14 protein-coding genes and 1 other RNA gene are annotated in these 16,337 nt (G+C 42.5%); 11 read left to right on the plus strand and 4 right to left on the minus strand.

Annotated features, from left to right (window positions below):
• The first annotated feature begins 24 nt into the window (after positions 1 to 24).
• From tpiA to BS1321_RS14020, 4 genes are all read left to right on the plus strand, one after another.
• A complete protein-coding gene (gene tpiA / locus BS1321_RS14005; protein ID WP_063233964.1) occupies positions 25 to 786 on the plus strand; it encodes a triose-phosphate isomerase in 762 nt (253 codons plus the stop codon).
• Positions 779 to 2,314 carry a 2,3-bisphosphoglycerate-independent phosphoglycerate mutase gene (gpmI, locus tag BS1321_RS14010; RefSeq protein WP_063233965.1) on the plus strand — a complete coding sequence of 512 codons (1,536 nt, stop codon included), beginning with the start codon at positions 779 to 781 and terminating at the stop codon, positions 2,312 to 2,314. The genes tpiA and gpmI overlap by 8 nt, the downstream gene beginning before the upstream one ends.
• A 30-nt stretch (positions 2,315 to 2,344) precedes the next feature.
• Complete coding sequence (gene eno / locus BS1321_RS14015; RefSeq protein WP_063233966.1) at positions 2,345 to 3,640, plus strand: phosphopyruvate hydratase; 1,296 nt, start codon at positions 2,345 to 2,347, stop codon at positions 3,638 to 3,640.
• 266 nt (positions 3,641 to 3,906) lie between these two features.
• Entirely contained in the window at positions 3,907 to 4,245 is a 339-nt protein-coding gene (locus BS1321_RS14020; RefSeq protein ID WP_232522690.1) for a hypothetical protein, read from the plus strand.
• Between the two features lie 75 nt (positions 4,246 to 4,320).
• On the opposite strand, the gene BS1321_RS14025 is transcribed toward BS1321_RS14020, so the two are convergent.
• Together BS1321_RS14025 and BS1321_RS14030 are read right to left on the minus strand one after the other, a co-directional pair.
• Positions 4,321 to 5,142 carry a M15 family metallopeptidase gene (locus tag BS1321_RS14025; protein ID WP_063233968.1) on the minus strand — a complete coding sequence of 274 codons (822 nt, stop codon included), beginning with the start codon at positions 5,140 to 5,142 and terminating at the stop codon, positions 4,321 to 4,323.
• Between the two features lie 55 nt (positions 5,143 to 5,197).
• Entirely contained in the window at positions 5,198 to 5,740 is a 543-nt protein-coding gene (locus tag BS1321_RS14030; protein ID WP_063233969.1) for a hypothetical protein, read from the minus strand.
• Positions 5,741 to 5,916: 176 nt separating this feature from the next.
• Here BS1321_RS14030 and secG point away from each other — a divergent pair, with 176 nt between their 5' ends.
• From secG to BS1321_RS14060, 6 genes are all read left to right on the plus strand, one after another.
• The gene (gene secG / locus BS1321_RS14035; protein WP_063233970.1) at positions 5,917 to 6,150 is read left to right on the plus strand and encodes a preprotein translocase subunit SecG; all 234 of its coding nucleotides are present in this window, start codon (positions 5,917 to 5,919) and stop codon (positions 6,148 to 6,150) included.
• A gap of 140 nt (positions 6,151 to 6,290) precedes the next feature.
• The gene (locus tag BS1321_RS14040) at positions 6,291 to 7,037 is read left to right on the plus strand and encodes an alpha/beta hydrolase (protein WP_063233971.1); all 747 of its coding nucleotides are present in this window, start codon (positions 6,291 to 6,293) and stop codon (positions 7,035 to 7,037) included.
• A gap of 33 nt (positions 7,038 to 7,070) precedes the next feature.
• A complete protein-coding gene (gene rnr, locus BS1321_RS14045) occupies positions 7,071 to 9,428 on the plus strand; it encodes a ribonuclease R (protein ID WP_063233972.1) in 2,358 nt (785 codons plus the stop codon).
• Between the two features lie 67 nt (positions 9,429 to 9,495).
• Positions 9,496 to 9,963 (plus strand): SsrA-binding protein SmpB, encoded by a 468-nt coding sequence (smpB, locus tag BS1321_RS14050; RefSeq protein WP_057912049.1) that lies wholly within the window; start codon positions 9,496 to 9,498, stop codon positions 9,961 to 9,963.
• A 123-nt stretch (positions 9,964 to 10,086) separates the two neighbouring features.
• Positions 10,087 to 10,448: a transfer-messenger RNA gene (ssrA, locus tag BS1321_RS14055) on the plus strand.
• A 214-nt stretch (positions 10,449 to 10,662) separates the two neighbouring features.
• Positions 10,663 to 11,631, plus strand: a complete 969-nt coding sequence (locus tag BS1321_RS14060; protein WP_063233973.1) for a nuclease-related domain-containing protein — start codon at positions 10,663 to 10,665, stop codon at positions 11,629 to 11,631.
• Positions 11,632 to 12,191: 560 nt separating this feature from the next.
• Here the strand turns inward: BS1321_RS14060 and BS1321_RS14065 are convergent.
• Complete coding sequence (locus BS1321_RS14065; protein ID WP_063233974.1) at positions 12,192 to 12,668, minus strand: helical membrane plugin domain-containing protein; 477 nt, start codon at positions 12,666 to 12,668, stop codon at positions 12,192 to 12,194.
• A gap of 18 nt (positions 12,669 to 12,686) precedes the next feature.
• Positions 12,687 to 15,626 carry a formate dehydrogenase subunit alpha gene (fdhF, locus tag BS1321_RS14070; RefSeq protein ID WP_063233975.1) on the minus strand — a complete coding sequence of 980 codons (2,940 nt, stop codon included), beginning with the start codon at positions 15,624 to 15,626 and terminating at the stop codon, positions 12,687 to 12,689.
• A gap of 332 nt (positions 15,627 to 15,958) precedes the next feature.
• Between fdhF and BS1321_RS14075 the strand changes: the two genes are divergently transcribed.
• Positions 15,959 to 16,321, plus strand: a complete 363-nt coding sequence (locus BS1321_RS14075) for a Na-translocating system protein MpsC family protein (RefSeq protein WP_063234138.1) — start codon at positions 15,959 to 15,961, stop codon at positions 16,319 to 16,321.
• The last annotated feature ends 16 nt before the right edge of the window (positions 16,322 to 16,337 follow it).

A 16,337-nucleotide genomic window follows, 5' to 3' on the forward strand; every position in this document is an offset into this window, starting at 1 on the left:
ACTTTAGAAGGGATGAGAAACCAAATGCGTAAACCGATTATTGCAGGAAACTGGAAAATGAATAAAACACTATCTGAGGCGACTGCCTTTTTAGAAGAAGTGAGCAATTTGATTCCGAAGCAAGATTTAATCGATACGGTTGTATGTGCTCCAGCCTTGTTTTTGGATCAACTGGTTCAAGCAGCAAAAGGAACCGATGTGAAAATCGGGGCGCAGAACATGCACTTTGAAGAAAGTGGTGCTTTCACGGGAGAAATCAGCCCGATCGCTTTAGCTGATCTTGGTGTATCCTACGTCATACTTGGTCATTCCGAACGCCGGGAAATGTTCAACGAAACGGATGAAGCCGTTAATAAAAAAGCGCATGCCGCTTTTGCCCACCGGATGACCCCTATCGTTTGTTGCGGTGAAACACTTGAGCAAAGGGAAGCTGGCGAAACGAATGATTTCGTTGGCAGCCAGATTGAAAAAGGCTTAGCTGGATTATCTGACGAACAATTGACACAAGCCGTCATTGCATATGAGCCGATTTGGGCGATTGGAACAGGAAAATCGTCATCTGCTCAAGATGCAAATGAAGTTTGTGCACATATCCGTTCTGTGGTTGCTGACAAATTTTCAAATGAAGCAGCTGCAGCCATCCGTATTCAGTACGGTGGCAGTGTAAAACCTGAGAATATTAAAGAGTACATGGCACAACCTGATATAGATGGTGCGTTGGTAGGCGGGGCTAGCTTGAAAACCGATTCCTTTTTACAATTGCTGGAGGCTGGTCACTATGAGTAAGTCGCCTGTGGCACTTATCATTTTGGACGGTTTTGGCTGCCGTAACGAAGAAGAAGGAAATGCTGTTTTTTATGCGAAAAAACCGAACTTTGACCGTTATTGGGAAAAGTATCCGCATTCCCATTTAACTGCAAGCGGGGAAGCGGTCGGCTTGCCTGCCGGTCAAATGGGTAACTCTGAAGTGGGCCATTTGAATATCGGGGCAGGACGGATCGTTTATCAAAGTCTGACCCGTGTTAACCTGGCAATCCGTGAAGGGGAGTTTGCAGAAAACCCAACTTTGGTCGATGCCATGAGCCATACCAAGAAAAAAGGGACGGATCTTCATCTTTTCGGTCTTCTTTCAGATGGCGGCGTTCACAGTCATATTGAACATATGTATGCCCTGCTGAAATTGGCCGCTAAAGAAGGAGTTAAAAATGTATATGTACATGCATTTTTAGATGGACGTGATGTCGGACCTAAAACGGCGCAAGGTTATATTAAGGAAGCGGAAGCGAAAATGAAGGAAATCGGTGTTGGTCAGTTCGCGACCATTTCAGGAAGGTATTATTCGATGGACCGTGATAAACGCTGGGAGCGTGTGGAGAAATCCTACCGTTCTATGGTGTATGGTGATGGACCTTCTTACCCTTCTGCGATGGAATGTGTCGAGGACTCCTATGAACATGGTATTTTTGACGAATTCGTGATACCTTCAGTCATAACGGCGGAAGATGGTAAACCGGTGGCGACGATTAAAGATGATGATGCCGTCATCTTTTATAACTTCCGTCCAGACCGGGCAATCCAGATTTCGAATACGTTCACGAACGAAGACTTTCGCTCATTTGACCGTGGTCCTGGACATCCGAAGCATCTCCATTTTGTCTGCTTGACACATTTTTCGGAAACAGTTGACGGATATGTTGCTTTTAAGCCGACAAATCTTGATAATACATTAGGGGAAGTACTTTCCCAAAACCAGCTTACCCAGCTTCGTATCGCTGAAACTGAAAAATATCCGCATGTGACGTTTTTCATGAGCGGCGGACGTGAAGAGAAGTTTCCTGGTGAAGAGAGGATTTTGATTAATTCTCCGAGAGTAGCTACATATGATTTACAGCCGGAAATGAGTGCTTATGAAGTGACTGATGCATTGATGGAACAAATTGAGGCTGACCGCTTCGATGCGATCCTCTTGAATTTTGCCAATCCGGACATGGTTGGTCATTCAGGGATGCTTGAGCCTACCATTAAAGCGATTGAAACCGTTGATGAATGCCTAGGCAGGATAGTCGATTTAATCGTCTCAAAAGGCGGTACGGCCATCATTACAGCTGACCATGGGAATGCTGATGAAGTCGTAACGCTCGAAGGCAACCCCATGACGGCCCATACAACGAATCCTGTGCCTGTCATTATCACTAAAAATCAGGTAACATTAAGAACAGGTGGAATCCTAGGCGATTTAGCTCCAACGATGCTTGATTTGCTTGGAGTCGAAAAACCTGTTGAAATGACAGGGAAATCCCTATTATCTAAATAAAATTGTGAATTGGAAAAGGAGAGATTTATAATGCCGTACATCGAACATGTATATGCACGTGAAGTGCTAGATTCCCGTGGTAATCCAACAATAGAAGTAGAAATCCAAACAGAGTCCGGTTACTTCGGACGTGCAATCGTACCATCAGGTGCTTCAACAGGAGAACACGAAGCTGTTGAGCTTCGTGACGGAGATAAATCTCGTTACCTGGGTAAAGGGGTACAAAAAGCAGTTGATAATGTAAATGATATCATTGCTGATGCTGTCATTGGTTTGGATGTAACGAACCAAGCAGGACTTGACCTTACTATGATTGAATTGGATGGTACTGAAAACAAAGGGAACTTGGGAGCTAATGCAATCCTTGGTGTGTCAATGGCTGCTGCCCATGCTGCTGCGGAATTTTCAGGTTTACCATTGTATCGTTACCTTGGAGGGTTCAATGCGAAACAACTTCCAACTCCAATGATGAACATCATTAATGGCGGATCACATGCCGATAACAATGTTGACTTCCAGGAATTCATGATCCTTCCTGTAGGCGCTCCTAGCTTCAAAGAAGCAGTTCGTATGGGTGCTGAAGTATTCCATGCATTGAAATCTGTCCTTTCTGCAAAAGGCTTGAATACGGCAGTCGGCGATGAAGGCGGCTTTGCGCCAAACCTTGGTTCAAACCGTGAAGCGCTGCAAGTCATCATCGAGGCAATTGAAAAAGCAGGCTATAAAGCAGGCGAAGATATCTACCTTGGTATGGACGTAGCATCATCTGAATTCTATAACAAAGAAACAGGCAAATATGACCTTGCAGGCGAAGGCCGCAATGGCGTTACATCCGAAGAAATGGTTGCGTTCTATGAAGAGCTAGTGAATGAATTCCCGATCCTTTCTATTGAAGACGGCTTGGATGAAAATGACTGGGAAGGCCACAAACTTTTAACTGAACGCATTGGTTCTAAAGTCCAATTAGTTGGTGACGATTTATTCGTAACGAACACAAAAAAATTGGCTGAAGGCATCGAAAAAGGCATCGGTAACTCCATCCTGATTAAAGTGAACCAAATTGGTACACTGACTGAAACGTTTGAAGCAATCGAAATGGCTAAGCGCGCAGGCTACACTGCAGTCGTTTCCCACCGTTCCGGTGAAACGGAAGATGCAACTATCGCTGACATCGCCGTTGCAACAAACGCAGGACAAATCAAAACAGGTTCCATGTCCCGTACAGACCGTATCGCTAAATACAACCAACTTCTTCGCATCGAAGACCAGCTTGGTGACTTGGCTGTATATGGCGGCTTGAAATCTTTCTATAACTTGAAGAAGTAATCTAATTCATGTTATAAGCAGTTGAATTTTTGTCGTACAAGGCAAATTCAAGGGGCTTGAATTAAGTCATACAGAAACATGAACTTTGTCGTACAGTTTATTGCTTTTAACCTCCTATTTATATGTGGAAATCCGCATTAAATAGGAGGTTTTTTTATGTTTATTAAAGATTTGCTGAAGGAGTTTACATTTGACTTGCAGATTAAGAACTACTCTAAGGGACGATTGAAACGTACAATTACAATGTCGGTCAATTGATTAATTTCTTGGAAACACATCATGATATTTCAGATGTTGAGGATGTTTCCTCCTTGCACATTAAGAAGTTTATTCAATATCAAAAAGAAATAGGGAACAAGCCCAACTACATTAATACAATAATTAAGTCTTTGAGGGCTTTTTATAGTTATTTAGTTAATGAGGAATACGTCAGTCTCAATGCATTAGCAAAGATAAAATTGTTAAAAGAGGACAAGATCGTTATCAAAACATTTACAGACAAAATAGCTTCAATGTGGCAATCCACATTGAATAGGAGGTTTTTTATGCTTATAAAGTCAGCGGGAATTCGTCCAGTCAATTTTCTGAGCTTGGTTCAGGGCTGATAAATGGTATTAATCAAACGTTTGATTAATACCATTTCATAAAAAAAAGGTGCCGCATCCGGGCACCTTTTTTTATTAATCCGACACAGCTTCCACTGGTACGGCATTATAGTATTCTTCTAATGTACTCTTCGTTACAAAAATTTCAGTTGCAGCATCAACACCGACATAGCGGATGTGCCATGGTTCGTATTTATAGCCTGTGATGTTTTCCTTGCCTTCCGGATAGCGGATGATAAATCCGTATTCATGGGCGTGTTCAGCAAGCCAGGCCGCTTCATTCGTGTCACCGAAGCAGTCCTGGGCGGCACATGCACCGTCATGGGTCGTGACGTCAATCGCTAGACCCGTTTCATGCTCGCTTGTCCCAGGCATTGCACTGTAGGTTTTCGCTTTTTCTTCCCCGTCCTTAGCCACATAGTTGTTAAAAACAGCGATTTGCGTTTGATGTGAACGATAAGCGGAAACACCGGCAAAGTGCATGTTTTCGTTTTCAGCAGCTTGGAACATCTCTTCAAGCGCTTCTCCCGCTTCTTTTCGCATCATTCTTTTTTCAATTTTATCTTGAAAGATGAAATCCACTTTTGGATAGATAAGGTCATCAGGTTTGTAATCTTCCGGCAGGCTGTATTGTTTATTGACAAGTACAGGTATGCTTTCCGGGTTGGCTAACGTCTGAAGGCCAGCCTGTGCGGGTTCAGCCGTTTCATTAACTTCCACCTGGCGTTGGGCCGTTTCTTTTGAATCATTATTCTTATCAGTTTCTGTCTCCGTATCCTGGGAGCTCGGCTGTTCTTCTTTTGGCTCTTTTTTATCCTCGTTTGATTGGTCGAATGAGCATCCGGACAATAGAATGAAAGATGATAGAGCAGTTGCTGCAAATATAGGTTTTAACATATGAAAGGCCCCTTGCTTTTAATATAAGATTTCCAATAAAAGTAGTTTTGAAAAATTATCGTGATAAGTAATCCCTTGTTAATTCACTTTGATATTTATCAAGAAATAAGCCAATCCAGACGACCATCAACAAAAAAGGGTAATCATTACGGACTGCGGTTTCCACGACGGGATCAGACCAAAAGTTCGAAAGGAAACCTGACGACATCTTGATTGTCTCGAATGTTACAAGGGCGTGCAGCGATAACCAAAGAATCGTAAGAGTATTGGTCCCAAACCCAATGACCGCTGCTATAACGCTCAGCAAGGCGGCTGCTGCCCCGATCAGGAGGACATTGAAGCTGGATTGGAAAAAGTCGGTACCGCTATTGGAAAGTCCATTATAAATAATAGCAGTAAAATAAACGGTTGTCGTGATATATGCAGCAAATAATAAGTATCGATTTCCGTGATACTTTGCCAGCAGCAATAAAAGCGGTGATAGGATGATTAATAGGACACTGATAAGATTGCTTCCGCCTGTCCATAAAGAATAGCCGGCAACCGCCGAGAATAGGATGGTCAGGAGATCAAGAATCCGAAGTATGGACTTAAACATGTTGACACCTCTTTCTCAATTTATGCAAATTATCTCAAACTTTGATCCAAAAAGAAATAAATGACTATGGATATTTAGGAATTCCTACCATCATAGCATAACAAAGATTGTGGATATTTAGTGGGTGTGGTAAAGTTAAAGTAATTGTTTATTGGTTCTTCAGGAGGTGTAATTGCATGCATGCATTTCTCATAACGCTTTTAGTGATTGTCAGTATCGCCCTCATTGTGACGGTATTGCTTCAATCAGGTAAGAGTGCAGGTTTATCAGGTGCGATTGCCGGCGGTGCTGAGCAGCTATTCGGAAAGCAAAAGGCACGCGGTTTGGATCTGGTTTTACATCGCGCAACGATAGTATTGGCGATTTTATTCTTTGCTTTAACTTTACTTGTTGCATTCTTTGATGTGTAATGGATCAAAAATGAGTCTAGCTAAATAGCTAGGCTTTTTTCTTTGCACAATAGTTGCATGAATAGATATAGTGATTTTAGTACTTAATTATAGGATAGGGATTTTTTTCATTCTATTTACTGATAAAGGAGCATAAAGTCATGAAAATCAAGCTGCAGCAGCCCTTTACTTTTGAAGGCGGAAAAAGAGCTGTCTTACTTTTACATGGATTTACGGGGAATTCAGCGGATGTGCGGATGCTTGGCCGTTATTTGGAGAAACAGGGATACACCTGCCATGCCCCGCACTATAAAGGACATGGCGTTCCGCCAGAGGAGCTGGTGAAAACGGGTCCGGAAGATTGGTGGAAAGATGTCATGATGGCCTACGATTTTCTGAAAAGCAAAGGCTATGAAGAAATTGCTGTTGCCGGACTCTCATTAGGAGGCGTATTTTCTCTAAAATTAGGTTACACTGTACCTATAAAGGGTATCGTATCAATGTGTGCGCCTATGTATATCAAAAGTGAAGAAATGATGTTTAAAGGAGTATTGGAGTACGCCAGAGAATTTAAGAAGTATGAAGGGAAAACTCAAGAGCAAATAGAGCTTGAAATGGACCTCCTTGCCGATAAACCCATGAATACATTGAAAGCCCTTCAGGAATTGATAACGGATGTAAGAGAGCACGTCGACCTTATTTACGCGCCGACATTTGTAGTGCAGGGTCGGCATGATGATGTTATCAATCCAAAAAGTGCCGATATTATTATTGACGCCATTGAATCACCGGTCAAAAAAATCAAGTGGTATGAAGAATCCGGTCATGTCATAACTCTTGATAAAGAAAAAAACCAGTTGCATGAAGATGTATTGGAATTTTTAGAAAGTCTGGATTGGTCCGAATAACAAATTTATCATACCCTGAATAGGAGGGTTTTCATGGAAGATAACATTCAAGAACATATTAATAAGCTTCTGACGTACATGACCGATGAAGCGTATAAGCCGTTAACGGTACAAGAACTGGAAGAGGCTTTGAAAATCGAAGACTCGGCAGATTTCAAGAATTTCGTTAAGGCTTTAGTAAAGATGGAAGAAAAGGGATTGGTGGTCAGAACGAGGAGCAATCGTTACGGCCTGCCGCAAAAAATGAATTTGTTCCGCGGTAAATTAACAGGACATGCAAAGGGATTCGCTTTTGTGACGCCTGAAGATAACCCAGGAATGGACGATATTTTCATTCCGCCAAATGAAACGGGCACAGCGATGCATGGAGATGTCGTCATGGTACGAGTATCTTCGGAAACATCCGGCTCAAGGCAAGAAGGCACGGTCATCAGAATACTTGAACGCGGAATTACACAAGTGGTAGGTACATACTCCGAAAGTAAAAGTTTTGGTTTCGTCATCCCTGATGATAAAAAGATCGCAAACGATATCTTCATTCCACAGCATGCTTCACATGGAGCGGTAGAGGGCCATAAAGTTGTCGTCAAGCTTACTTCTTATCCTGAAGGACGCGTAAGTGCTGAAGGCGAAGTCATTGAGATTCTTGGGCATAAAAATGATCCTGGTGTAGATATTCTTTCAGTGATCCATAAATATGGTTTGCCGATGGAGTTCCCGGATGATGTCATGGAGCAAGCCAATGCCGTTTCGGATACCATTCAAGAAAGTGAAATTGGCAATCGCAGGGATTTGCGCAATGACGTTTTGGTCACGATTGATGGAGCGGATGCAAAGGACCTGGATGATGCGGTCACTGTTTCTAAACTTGAAAATGGCAATTACAAGCTGGGTGTTCATATTGCTGATGTCAGCCATTATGTGACGGAAGGCTCGCCAATCGATAAGGAAGCTTTGGAAAGAGGGACGAGCGTTTATTTGGTGGACAGGGTTATTCCAATGATCCCGCATCGTTTATCGAATGGTATTTGTTCCTTGAATCCACAAGTCGATCGTTTTACACTATCTTGTGAAATGGAAATCACGCCGGATGGCCAAGTCGTCAACCATGAGATTTTTGAAAGTGTCATTAAGACGACGGAACGTATGACATATGGCAATGTGAACAAAATACTTGTGGATAAAGATGAAGAACAGCTCGAACGCTATGAGGCGTTGGTGCCGATGTTCCAGGACATGGAGAAGTTAGCGGCTATCCTTCGTAAAAACCGGATGAACCGCGGTGCGATCGACTTTGATTTCAATGAAGCGAGAGTTATCGTTGATGAAGAGGGCCATCCCACTGATGTGGTTTTACGTGAAAGGTCGGTTGCGGAAAAGCTGATTGAAGAGTTCATGCTTGCGGCCAATGAAACCGTTGCTGAGCACTTCCACCGTCTTAAGGTTCCGTTCATTTACCGTATTCATGAAGATCCCAAGCCGGAAAAACTGCAGCGTTTCTTCGAATTCATTACGAACTTCGGATATATTGTACGGGGATCGGCCAATGACGTTCATCCTAAGGCGTTACAGGAAATCATTGAGGCGGTTGCCGGCAAACCGGAAGAAACGGTCATATCCACCGTCATGCTTCGTTCCATGCAACAAGCGAAATATGACCCGGAGAGCTTAGGCCACTTTGGATTATCAGCTGAATTTTATACACATTTCACATCTCCGATTCGCCGATACCCGGATTTAATCGTACACAGGTTGATCAGGACCTACTTGGTGGAAGGTAAACTCGATGAAGCTACGAAGGAGAAATGGAATGCCATTTTACCTGAGATTGCCGATCATACATCGAAACGTGAACGTCGCTCAGTCGATGCTGAACGGGAAACGGATGATCTGAAGAAAGCGGAATATATGCTTGATAAAATCGGCGAAGAATATACCGGGATCATTGGTTCGGTTACGAATTTCGGGATGTTTGTAGAATTGCCGAACACCATTGAAGGACTTGTCCACGTCAGCTTCATGACGGATGATTATTATCGCTTCGATGAGCGTCAGCTTGCAATGATCGGGGAACGGACAGGTAATGTGTTCCGGATTGGCGATGAAATCGACGTACGTGTTTCCAACGTTAATAAAGAGGAACGCGCCATCGATTTTGAAATTATCGGCATGAAGGTAAGCCGTCCGCGTCCTTCTGGCGAGAAGAAAATATTCAAAGCCAATTCAGGTGAACGTAAACGCGGCCGAGGCGGCAATGGGGGACGTAATGAAGGAAAAGGCGGCGGCCGTAATGGAGATTCGGCTTCTTCTGGGAGAAAATCGAAAAACAAGAAAAAATTCTTTGAAAATGCGCCAGCTGCCAAGCGCAAGAGAAAACCAAAAAAGAGATAAAGATTGAGGCGGGGGATGATCATTTCATCCTCTCGCCGCGATTGGATGTAAAAAAGGGGAGAGTTAGATGCCAAAAGGCTCAGGTAAACAACTAGCACAAAATAAAAAAGCTTATCATGATTTTTTTATTGAACAAACGTTTGAAGCGGGAATCGTTTTAAAAGGGACCGAAATCAAAGCAATCCGTGCGGCCCGAGTGAATTTGAAGGATGCCTTTGCTAAAATAGAAAATGGTGAAATTTATCTTCATAATATGCATGTCAGCCCGTATGAGCAGGGAAACCAGTTTAACCATGACCCGTTGCGGACACGGAAGCTTCTTTTGCATAAGAAAGAAATCAGTAAACTGATCGGTGAAACAAAGGAAACAGGTTACACCATCGTCCCGTTGAAAATGTATTTAAAGAATGGCTTTGCCAAAGTTTTAATCGGACTTGGAAAAGGGAAGAAACAATATGACAAGCGTGATGACCTGAAGAAGAAGGAAGCGAAGCGTGATATTGAACGTGCTTTCCGTGATCGTCAGAAGATGTAAAACTGCCAAGACCTTACAATTGATTTTTTGAACCAATCTGTTATAATTAATCCTGTACCGATGACAATTGAATATCAGCCAACTTGCTGACTATTCTTCTCTCGTACGCTCCATTTCTATCATGGGGACGTTACGGATTCGACAGGGATAGTTCGAGCTTAAGTTGCGAGTCGAGGGGATCGGCCTCGTTAAAACGTCAACGCCTATAACTGGCAAACAAAACAACAACCTAGCTTTCGCTGCGTAACAACAGTCGATAGCTGTTCCTCCCTCCATGGCCCACGTGGTAGGGTAAGGGACTCACTCTAAGTGGGATACGCCGGAATCCACCGTCTGAGGATGAAGGAAGAGACCAATCAGACTAGCTGCTCTGCCGCCTGTCGATAGGCTAATGAGTTCGCGAAATGCGAATATATCGACTACACTCGTAGAAGCTTAAGTGCCGTTATGTCTGGACGTGGGTTCGACTCCCACCGTCTCCACCAATACATATATTGGTGGTTTTTTATTTGTTGTTTTTGTCGAAAAATCGATAAATCGAATAATTCGTAGATATATCAGGAGTTTTCGATGATATATCTTTATTTTCGAAGATATATTCCCGATTTCGCAGATAAACTGTATAATCGCTATCATTTAAAGGAATATTCCCTACTGCTGTAGAATCCTTTGGGAGAAACCAAGATTGGAGCGATGTAATTGATTGTAAAAAAACGAAAAGTTCCTCTTGCCATACGTAAATTACGTGCATTAGCGTGCAGGCTACCTCCGAATCACCCTAAAATCCCCGTAATCATGAACGATCTCAAAAAAAGGGAAGCGGGCTATAAAGGGGAATGTTCCATTGATTTTCCATTAAGCTTTCTTGAACCGAAAAGCTATTTCATCTTCCACGATTTAAGGCTGCAGGATCAAGCAAGATATTTTCAAATGGATACCTTATTAGTCTCCAAAAAATATGCGCTTATCATTGAAGTGAAGAACATTGCAGGGGCAATCTATTTTGATCCGCATTTCAATCAGCTCATTCGAACGATAGAAGGAAAAGAGACGGCATTTCCAGATCCCATCATACAAGTCAGCCGCCAGGAATCACAGTTGACGAATTGGTTCTTGAAAAATGGTTTTCCCTCATTACCCATCCTTTCTTTAATTGTCATCAGTAATCCCCAAACAATCATCCGTACATCTCCTGAAAACCATAAACTCTACTATAAAGTCATCCATCGCGATGCACTTCCATCTAAAATTAAGCAAATGGAAGATTCCATAACAGACTCCAGTTTTAGTGAAAAAGATTTGAAGAAAGCAATTCGCCTAATGAATAAACACCACATCGATGCGGACTATTCCATACTGGAACGATACAATCTTACCGAAGAGGACCTAATAAAAGGAGTGATATGCCAAAATTGCAAGGGGAATCAGTTATTTAGAAGGCATGGTACATGGATTTGCAATCAATGCCAACAACCCAGTAAAACTGCACATATCCAGGCTTTACGAGATTATTTTTACCTATTAGGCTCGACCATAACGAATCGGCAGTTGAGGGATTTTTTAAACATTTCCTCTGCATCCAGTGCAACGAGGATCTTACAATCATTGAATCTGACAAGCCGTGGTGCGAATAAGGGGAGGGTGTACAGCCTTTATTTTGATGAGTGATCTGGCCCTCATCTTAAATCATTTCTCTATATTTACATCAACATTTTGGAAATCCTCCAAAATAATATCTATTACTGGAAAAACTCCATCAGCTTGATAAGCTAATAAGATTTTTTTTACTGAGGCAATATGCAATTCTTTAATTTCCGTTTTTTTTACATCTGTCGTTTTTTCTCATTTCTTCCTTAGTGGGATAATTTTTTGTGCCGTAAACCCACATGAAAAATCTATCTAACTCACTAACCTCTTGCTATGTAAAGCCATGTGATAATAACTCATAATACCTAGACTTTAAATTCGGGGCCATACTATCATGTAATTTAAAAAATGCATGCTTCAATAAAAACAATTCGTATTCTAATTCCTTAATTTTTTCTTCTTGATTCATTAAATCATCCACTCCAATGCCTATAACATTATTTAACGTAGGTGTAGCTTTATCAATTGAATTACGTTATCCCAATTCATGATCTTCAACGTGTTACATATGTTAGCATTCATCCAGTACAGAAAAAAGACTCAAAAGAAGCATGAACTTCTCTTAAGTCTTTGTTCCGATTCTATTCTTTTAATTCCTTGCCCATTCCCTTTAGGAAGTGGACGCCAAAACCGATTGCCCGGTTTATGTCTGGATCATTCAATGTTTTCATTAAATCCAAAACGCCGATCTTTTTATCGGCCTGAAGAAATTTGTTTCCTTCATCGATTCCTGCAAGTGCACTGTTAAGCAGTTTCGTGGATTGTGCGGCATCAGCATTCATCAAGGCTCCTGTTGCGCCCATAAGGGTATTGATCAGGTTTGTTACAGGTTGCCTAGTGACTTGTTGAAGAGCGATTTTCGCAATTTGTTCTTTTCCTTGAAGCATGGAGGTCGCGGCTTCGAATACTCCCGAGTCATTCAGTTCATTGACGATTTTAAACATATTGTTTAAGGCATCTTCATTATTGGTGATGAGTGTTTTCAGTTCTTCTAGTTTTTGTAGCTTTATTTCTTCCTCAGTAATGGGATTATGGATTTCCGTAATAGGAGCTGCCATGATCTTCACCCTCCTTGTTTATTTATCCGTTAAGTGAACATACCCTGGACGGGCCCACTTACGTCCTACCTCGACACCATTTTGAGGATGACGTTTTTTGTTCCGTGGATTTGTACCCGGTAATGGGATATCCCCGCTTGCGCTTAATACTTCCATGCGGACCATCGTCTGCTTGTAAGCAGGCGTGCTTGTGCGTTGATCATAGATAGGACCAGTCAGGAAGTTAATGGCTGAGTCTTTATCGACGGAATTCATCGGTAAAAATAGCTCATTATTTTTAACACGGTCTGTGATCAGGGCTTTTAATTTAACGGCCCCGAATGGAGACACTAAGCGAACGAGTCCGCCATCACTGACTTTACGTTCTTGTGCAAGTTCTGGTGAAACCTCAACGAAAATATCAGGTACTTTCGATTGGATTCCATTGGATTTGTTCGTCATATTTCCTTCATGGAAATGCTCCAGCATGCGACCATTATTGATATGAAGGTCATATTCTTCTGGGAATTTATGCGGTTCTACCCAGTCAGCCAGTGCAAAGCGCGCTTTCTTATCAGGGAAGTTGAAGCCATCCACATAAAGAAGCGGCGTGTTTGATCCATCATGGCTTCCCCAGAGGAAGCTGTTCCATCCTTCCAGCACATCGTAATTCGCTTGGCTGAATATCGGTGACAGGCTTGCCATTTCATCATAAATTTCACCAGGATGTGTGTAGTTCCAATTCGCACCTAAGCGGTTGGCGATCTCTTGAGTGATTTCCCAGTCGGCTTTAGAATCTCCCATAGTGGGAAGGGCTTTATATAAACGTTGTACACGGCGCTCCGTATTGGTGAACGTTCCATCTTTTTCAAGAGATGGAGCTCCGGGTAATACCACGTCGGCATATTGGGCTGTCCTTGAAAGGAAAATATCCTGGACAACAAAGAAATCCAAGCCGGATAACACTTTATCTACATGGTTTGCATCCGCATCAACAAGTGCCATATCCTCACCTACTAGATACATGGCCTTCATGTCGCCTTTTTCTATCGCTTTAAGCATTTCAATATTGTTCAAGCCTGGTTTGCCATCGATCTTCACTCCATAAGCTTTTTCGAATTTAGCACGTGCCACGTCATCGGTAACATGCTGATATCCTGGAAGCCATGTTGGAAGGGTGCCCATATCGCAAGCGCCCTGTACATTGTTATGGCCGCGAAGTGGATAAGCTCCCGCTCCTGGGCGACGGTAGTTACCTGTGGCTAATAGCAGGTTGGAAATTGCAGCCGAAGTATCGGAAGCACCGGTGTTTTGTGTAACGCCCATTCCCCAGAGAATGCACGTTCCGTCTGCATCACGAATGGTCTCAGCTATTTGAATCAATGTTTCTTTTGAAATACCTGTGTGTGTTTCTGCATATTCCAGGGTATATTTTTCAAGTACTTCTTTATAATCGTCGAAGAAGTTAACATTTTCATTGATGAATTCTTGATCATGCCAGCCTTGATCGATCATATACTTTGTAACCGCCATCAACCAAACTTGGTCTGTTCCTTGTTTTGGACTGATATGGATGTCGGAACGCTCGGCCATCTCGTTTTTTCGGATGTCAGCCACGATCAGTTTTTGTCCGTGAAGCTTGTGTGCCCGTTTTACGCGTGTCGCCAATACGGGATGGCCTTCTGCCGGGTTAGCTCCAACGATGATGACAAGACCTGCTGCGGCGATATCTTTGATCGTACCAGCATCTCCGCCCATGCCGACAGTACGGAAAAGTCCGTCTGTTGCTGGGGATTGACAGTAACGCGAGCAATTGTCGACGTTATTCGTTTCGAACATTTGCCGTGCCAGTTTTTGAATCACATAGTTTTCTTCATTCGTGATCTTGGATGAGGAAATGAAGCCTACTGAATTTCCGCCGTATTGCTGTTTGATCGAACCGAGTCTGGATGCAACCAAATCAAGTGCTTCATCCCAGCTTGATTCAACAAATCTTCCATTTTTCCGAATCAGGGGCTTTGTCAAACGTTTTTCAGAGTTTACGAAGTCCCAACCGAATTTTCCTTTCACACATGTGGAAATCGCATTGACGGGTGCTTCATGAGTAGGTTGGACTTTAAGGATTTTACGGCCTTTTGTCCAGACTTCGAATGTGCATCCTACCCCACAGAACGTACAGACCGTTTTTGTCTTCTTCGTCCGGGTATCACGCATTGCCGCTTCAATCTCCGAAATGGCAAAAATCCCGCTGTATCCAGGTTCCACTTCTTTAACAAGGTCAATCATTGGTTCAAGCATATCGTTTTTCAAACCTGACATGAAGCCAGCCTCACCCAGCATCGATTTTTCCATTAATGCATTACATGGACAAATAGTTACACACTGTCCGCAGCCCACACAGGATGAGTTATTGATTTCCGTTCCAGCATCCCATATTACCCGAGGGCGTTCTGCTTCCCAGTCGATGGACAGCGTTTCGTTGACCTGAAGGTTTTGGCAGACTTCGACACATTGCCCGCATGCGATGCATTGATTGGCATCATAGCGGTAAAATGGATGGGACATATCGACGGCACCCAATTCCACTTTCGGCGTGTAAGGATATTTTTGGTGTTCAATTTCCATTAATTCTGCTGTGTTATGCAGTTTGCAATTTCCGTTATTATTATCACATACAGTACAGTATAAAGAATGGTTTTCCAGGATCCGGTCCATGGCTTCGGTTTGGGCTTCTTTGGCCTTGCTCGAGTCCAAGGCTATATCCATGCCGCTCACTGCCTTTGTCGAACATGATCGGACGAGTTTCCCATTAACTTCGACGATGCATGTGTCGCATGTTTGGATCGGATCCACTTCAGGAACATAACAAATCTGTGGATGGGCCATCTCATTTTGGTTGATGACCTCCAGTATTGTCGCTCCTTCATCAGCGGTATAATCCTTCCCATTGATTTTGATAGTGATGTTTGAATCGCTCATTATATTTCCCCCTTTTATAGCCAAAAACACGCAAAAAACCACCATGATCACACCTCCGGCTCTGAACGGAAATGTAGGTCATGGTGGAATAGTTTAATAGCAAAGCTTGCCAATATACCAATCCATACCATAATGGATGATTTTAAAAAAGATAGGACACAACAGTACACTATTATGCTCCCAACTTTCCTCTTCGATATTATACCTTTAATTTTAACAAGAAACAATCCTTGAAAGAGGTTATCATTCCCAAATTCCTTTCGTTTTTCTTCGCTTTGATTTATGATAAGAAAATTGAGAACTTATTTTTCTTGAATTGGAGTGACGTAACGGTGTCTAAAGTTATCCATGAATTCAATGATATGATTCGTAAGCTGCGCAAGGAACTATTCGGTAAAGGACCAGAACGCATACACACGGTATTCGTGGAAAATATGGCCGTTTCTACGTTATATGGGAATTTGACTCCTACGGAAATGTTCATATCAAGATCAGAGGAAGGAAGGGATATGGTCCATTCAGCACGAACCAAAATGGTTCAGGATGTGTATTCGGAGAGTCCTCCTGATGGAATGGAAGAACTGGTTGGAGCTAAACTGGTCCATTTGTTTTCAGACATCAAAATCAAAGAGAACATAGCGATTTCCGTATTTGTATTTGATAAGAATATAGCTGACAAACTCAACGGGCATTGACCATGTCCTTACATAT

It is taken from the genome of Peribacillus simplex NBRC 15720 = DSM 1321 (genome assembly GCF_002243645.1).
Taxonomy (GTDB): domain Bacteria; phylum Bacillota; class Bacilli; order Bacillales; family DSM-1321; genus Peribacillus; species Peribacillus simplex.

Excerpts from the sequence above, each read along its gene's own strand:
- smpB (WP_057912049.1), top strand. The coding sequence starts at position 9,496 with ATGCCAAAAGGCTCAGGTAAACAACTAGCACAAAATAAAAAAGCTTAT.
- secG (WP_063233970.1), top strand. The coding sequence starts at position 5,917 with ATGCATGCATTTCTCATAACGCTTTTAGTGATTGTCAGTATCGCCCTC.
- BS1321_RS14065 (WP_063233974.1), bottom strand. The coding sequence starts at position 12,668 with ATGGCAGCTCCTATTACGGAAATCCATAATCCCATTACTGAGGAAGAA.
- gpmI (WP_063233965.1), top strand. The coding sequence starts at position 779 with ATGAGTAAGTCGCCTGTGGCACTTATCATTTTGGACGGTTTTGGCTGC.
- BS1321_RS14025 (WP_063233968.1), bottom strand. The coding sequence starts at position 5,142 with ATGTTAAAACCTATATTTGCAGCAACTGCTCTATCATCTTTCATTCTA.
- BS1321_RS14030 (WP_063233969.1), bottom strand. The coding sequence starts at position 5,740 with ATGTTTAAGTCCATACTTCGGATTCTTGATCTCCTGACCATCCTATTC.
- rnr (WP_063233972.1), top strand. The coding sequence starts at position 7,071 with ATGGAAGATAACATTCAAGAACATATTAATAAGCTTCTGACGTACATG.
- BS1321_RS14040 (WP_063233971.1), top strand. The coding sequence starts at position 6,291 with ATGAAAATCAAGCTGCAGCAGCCCTTTACTTTTGAAGGCGGAAAAAGA.
- tpiA (WP_063233964.1), top strand. The coding sequence starts at position 25 with ATGCGTAAACCGATTATTGCAGGAAACTGGAAAATGAATAAAACACTA.
- fdhF (WP_063233975.1), bottom strand. The coding sequence starts at position 15,626 with ATGAGCGATTCAAACATCACTATCAAAATCAATGGGAAGGATTATACC.
- eno (WP_063233966.1), top strand. The coding sequence starts at position 2,345 with ATGCCGTACATCGAACATGTATATGCACGTGAAGTGCTAGATTCCCGT.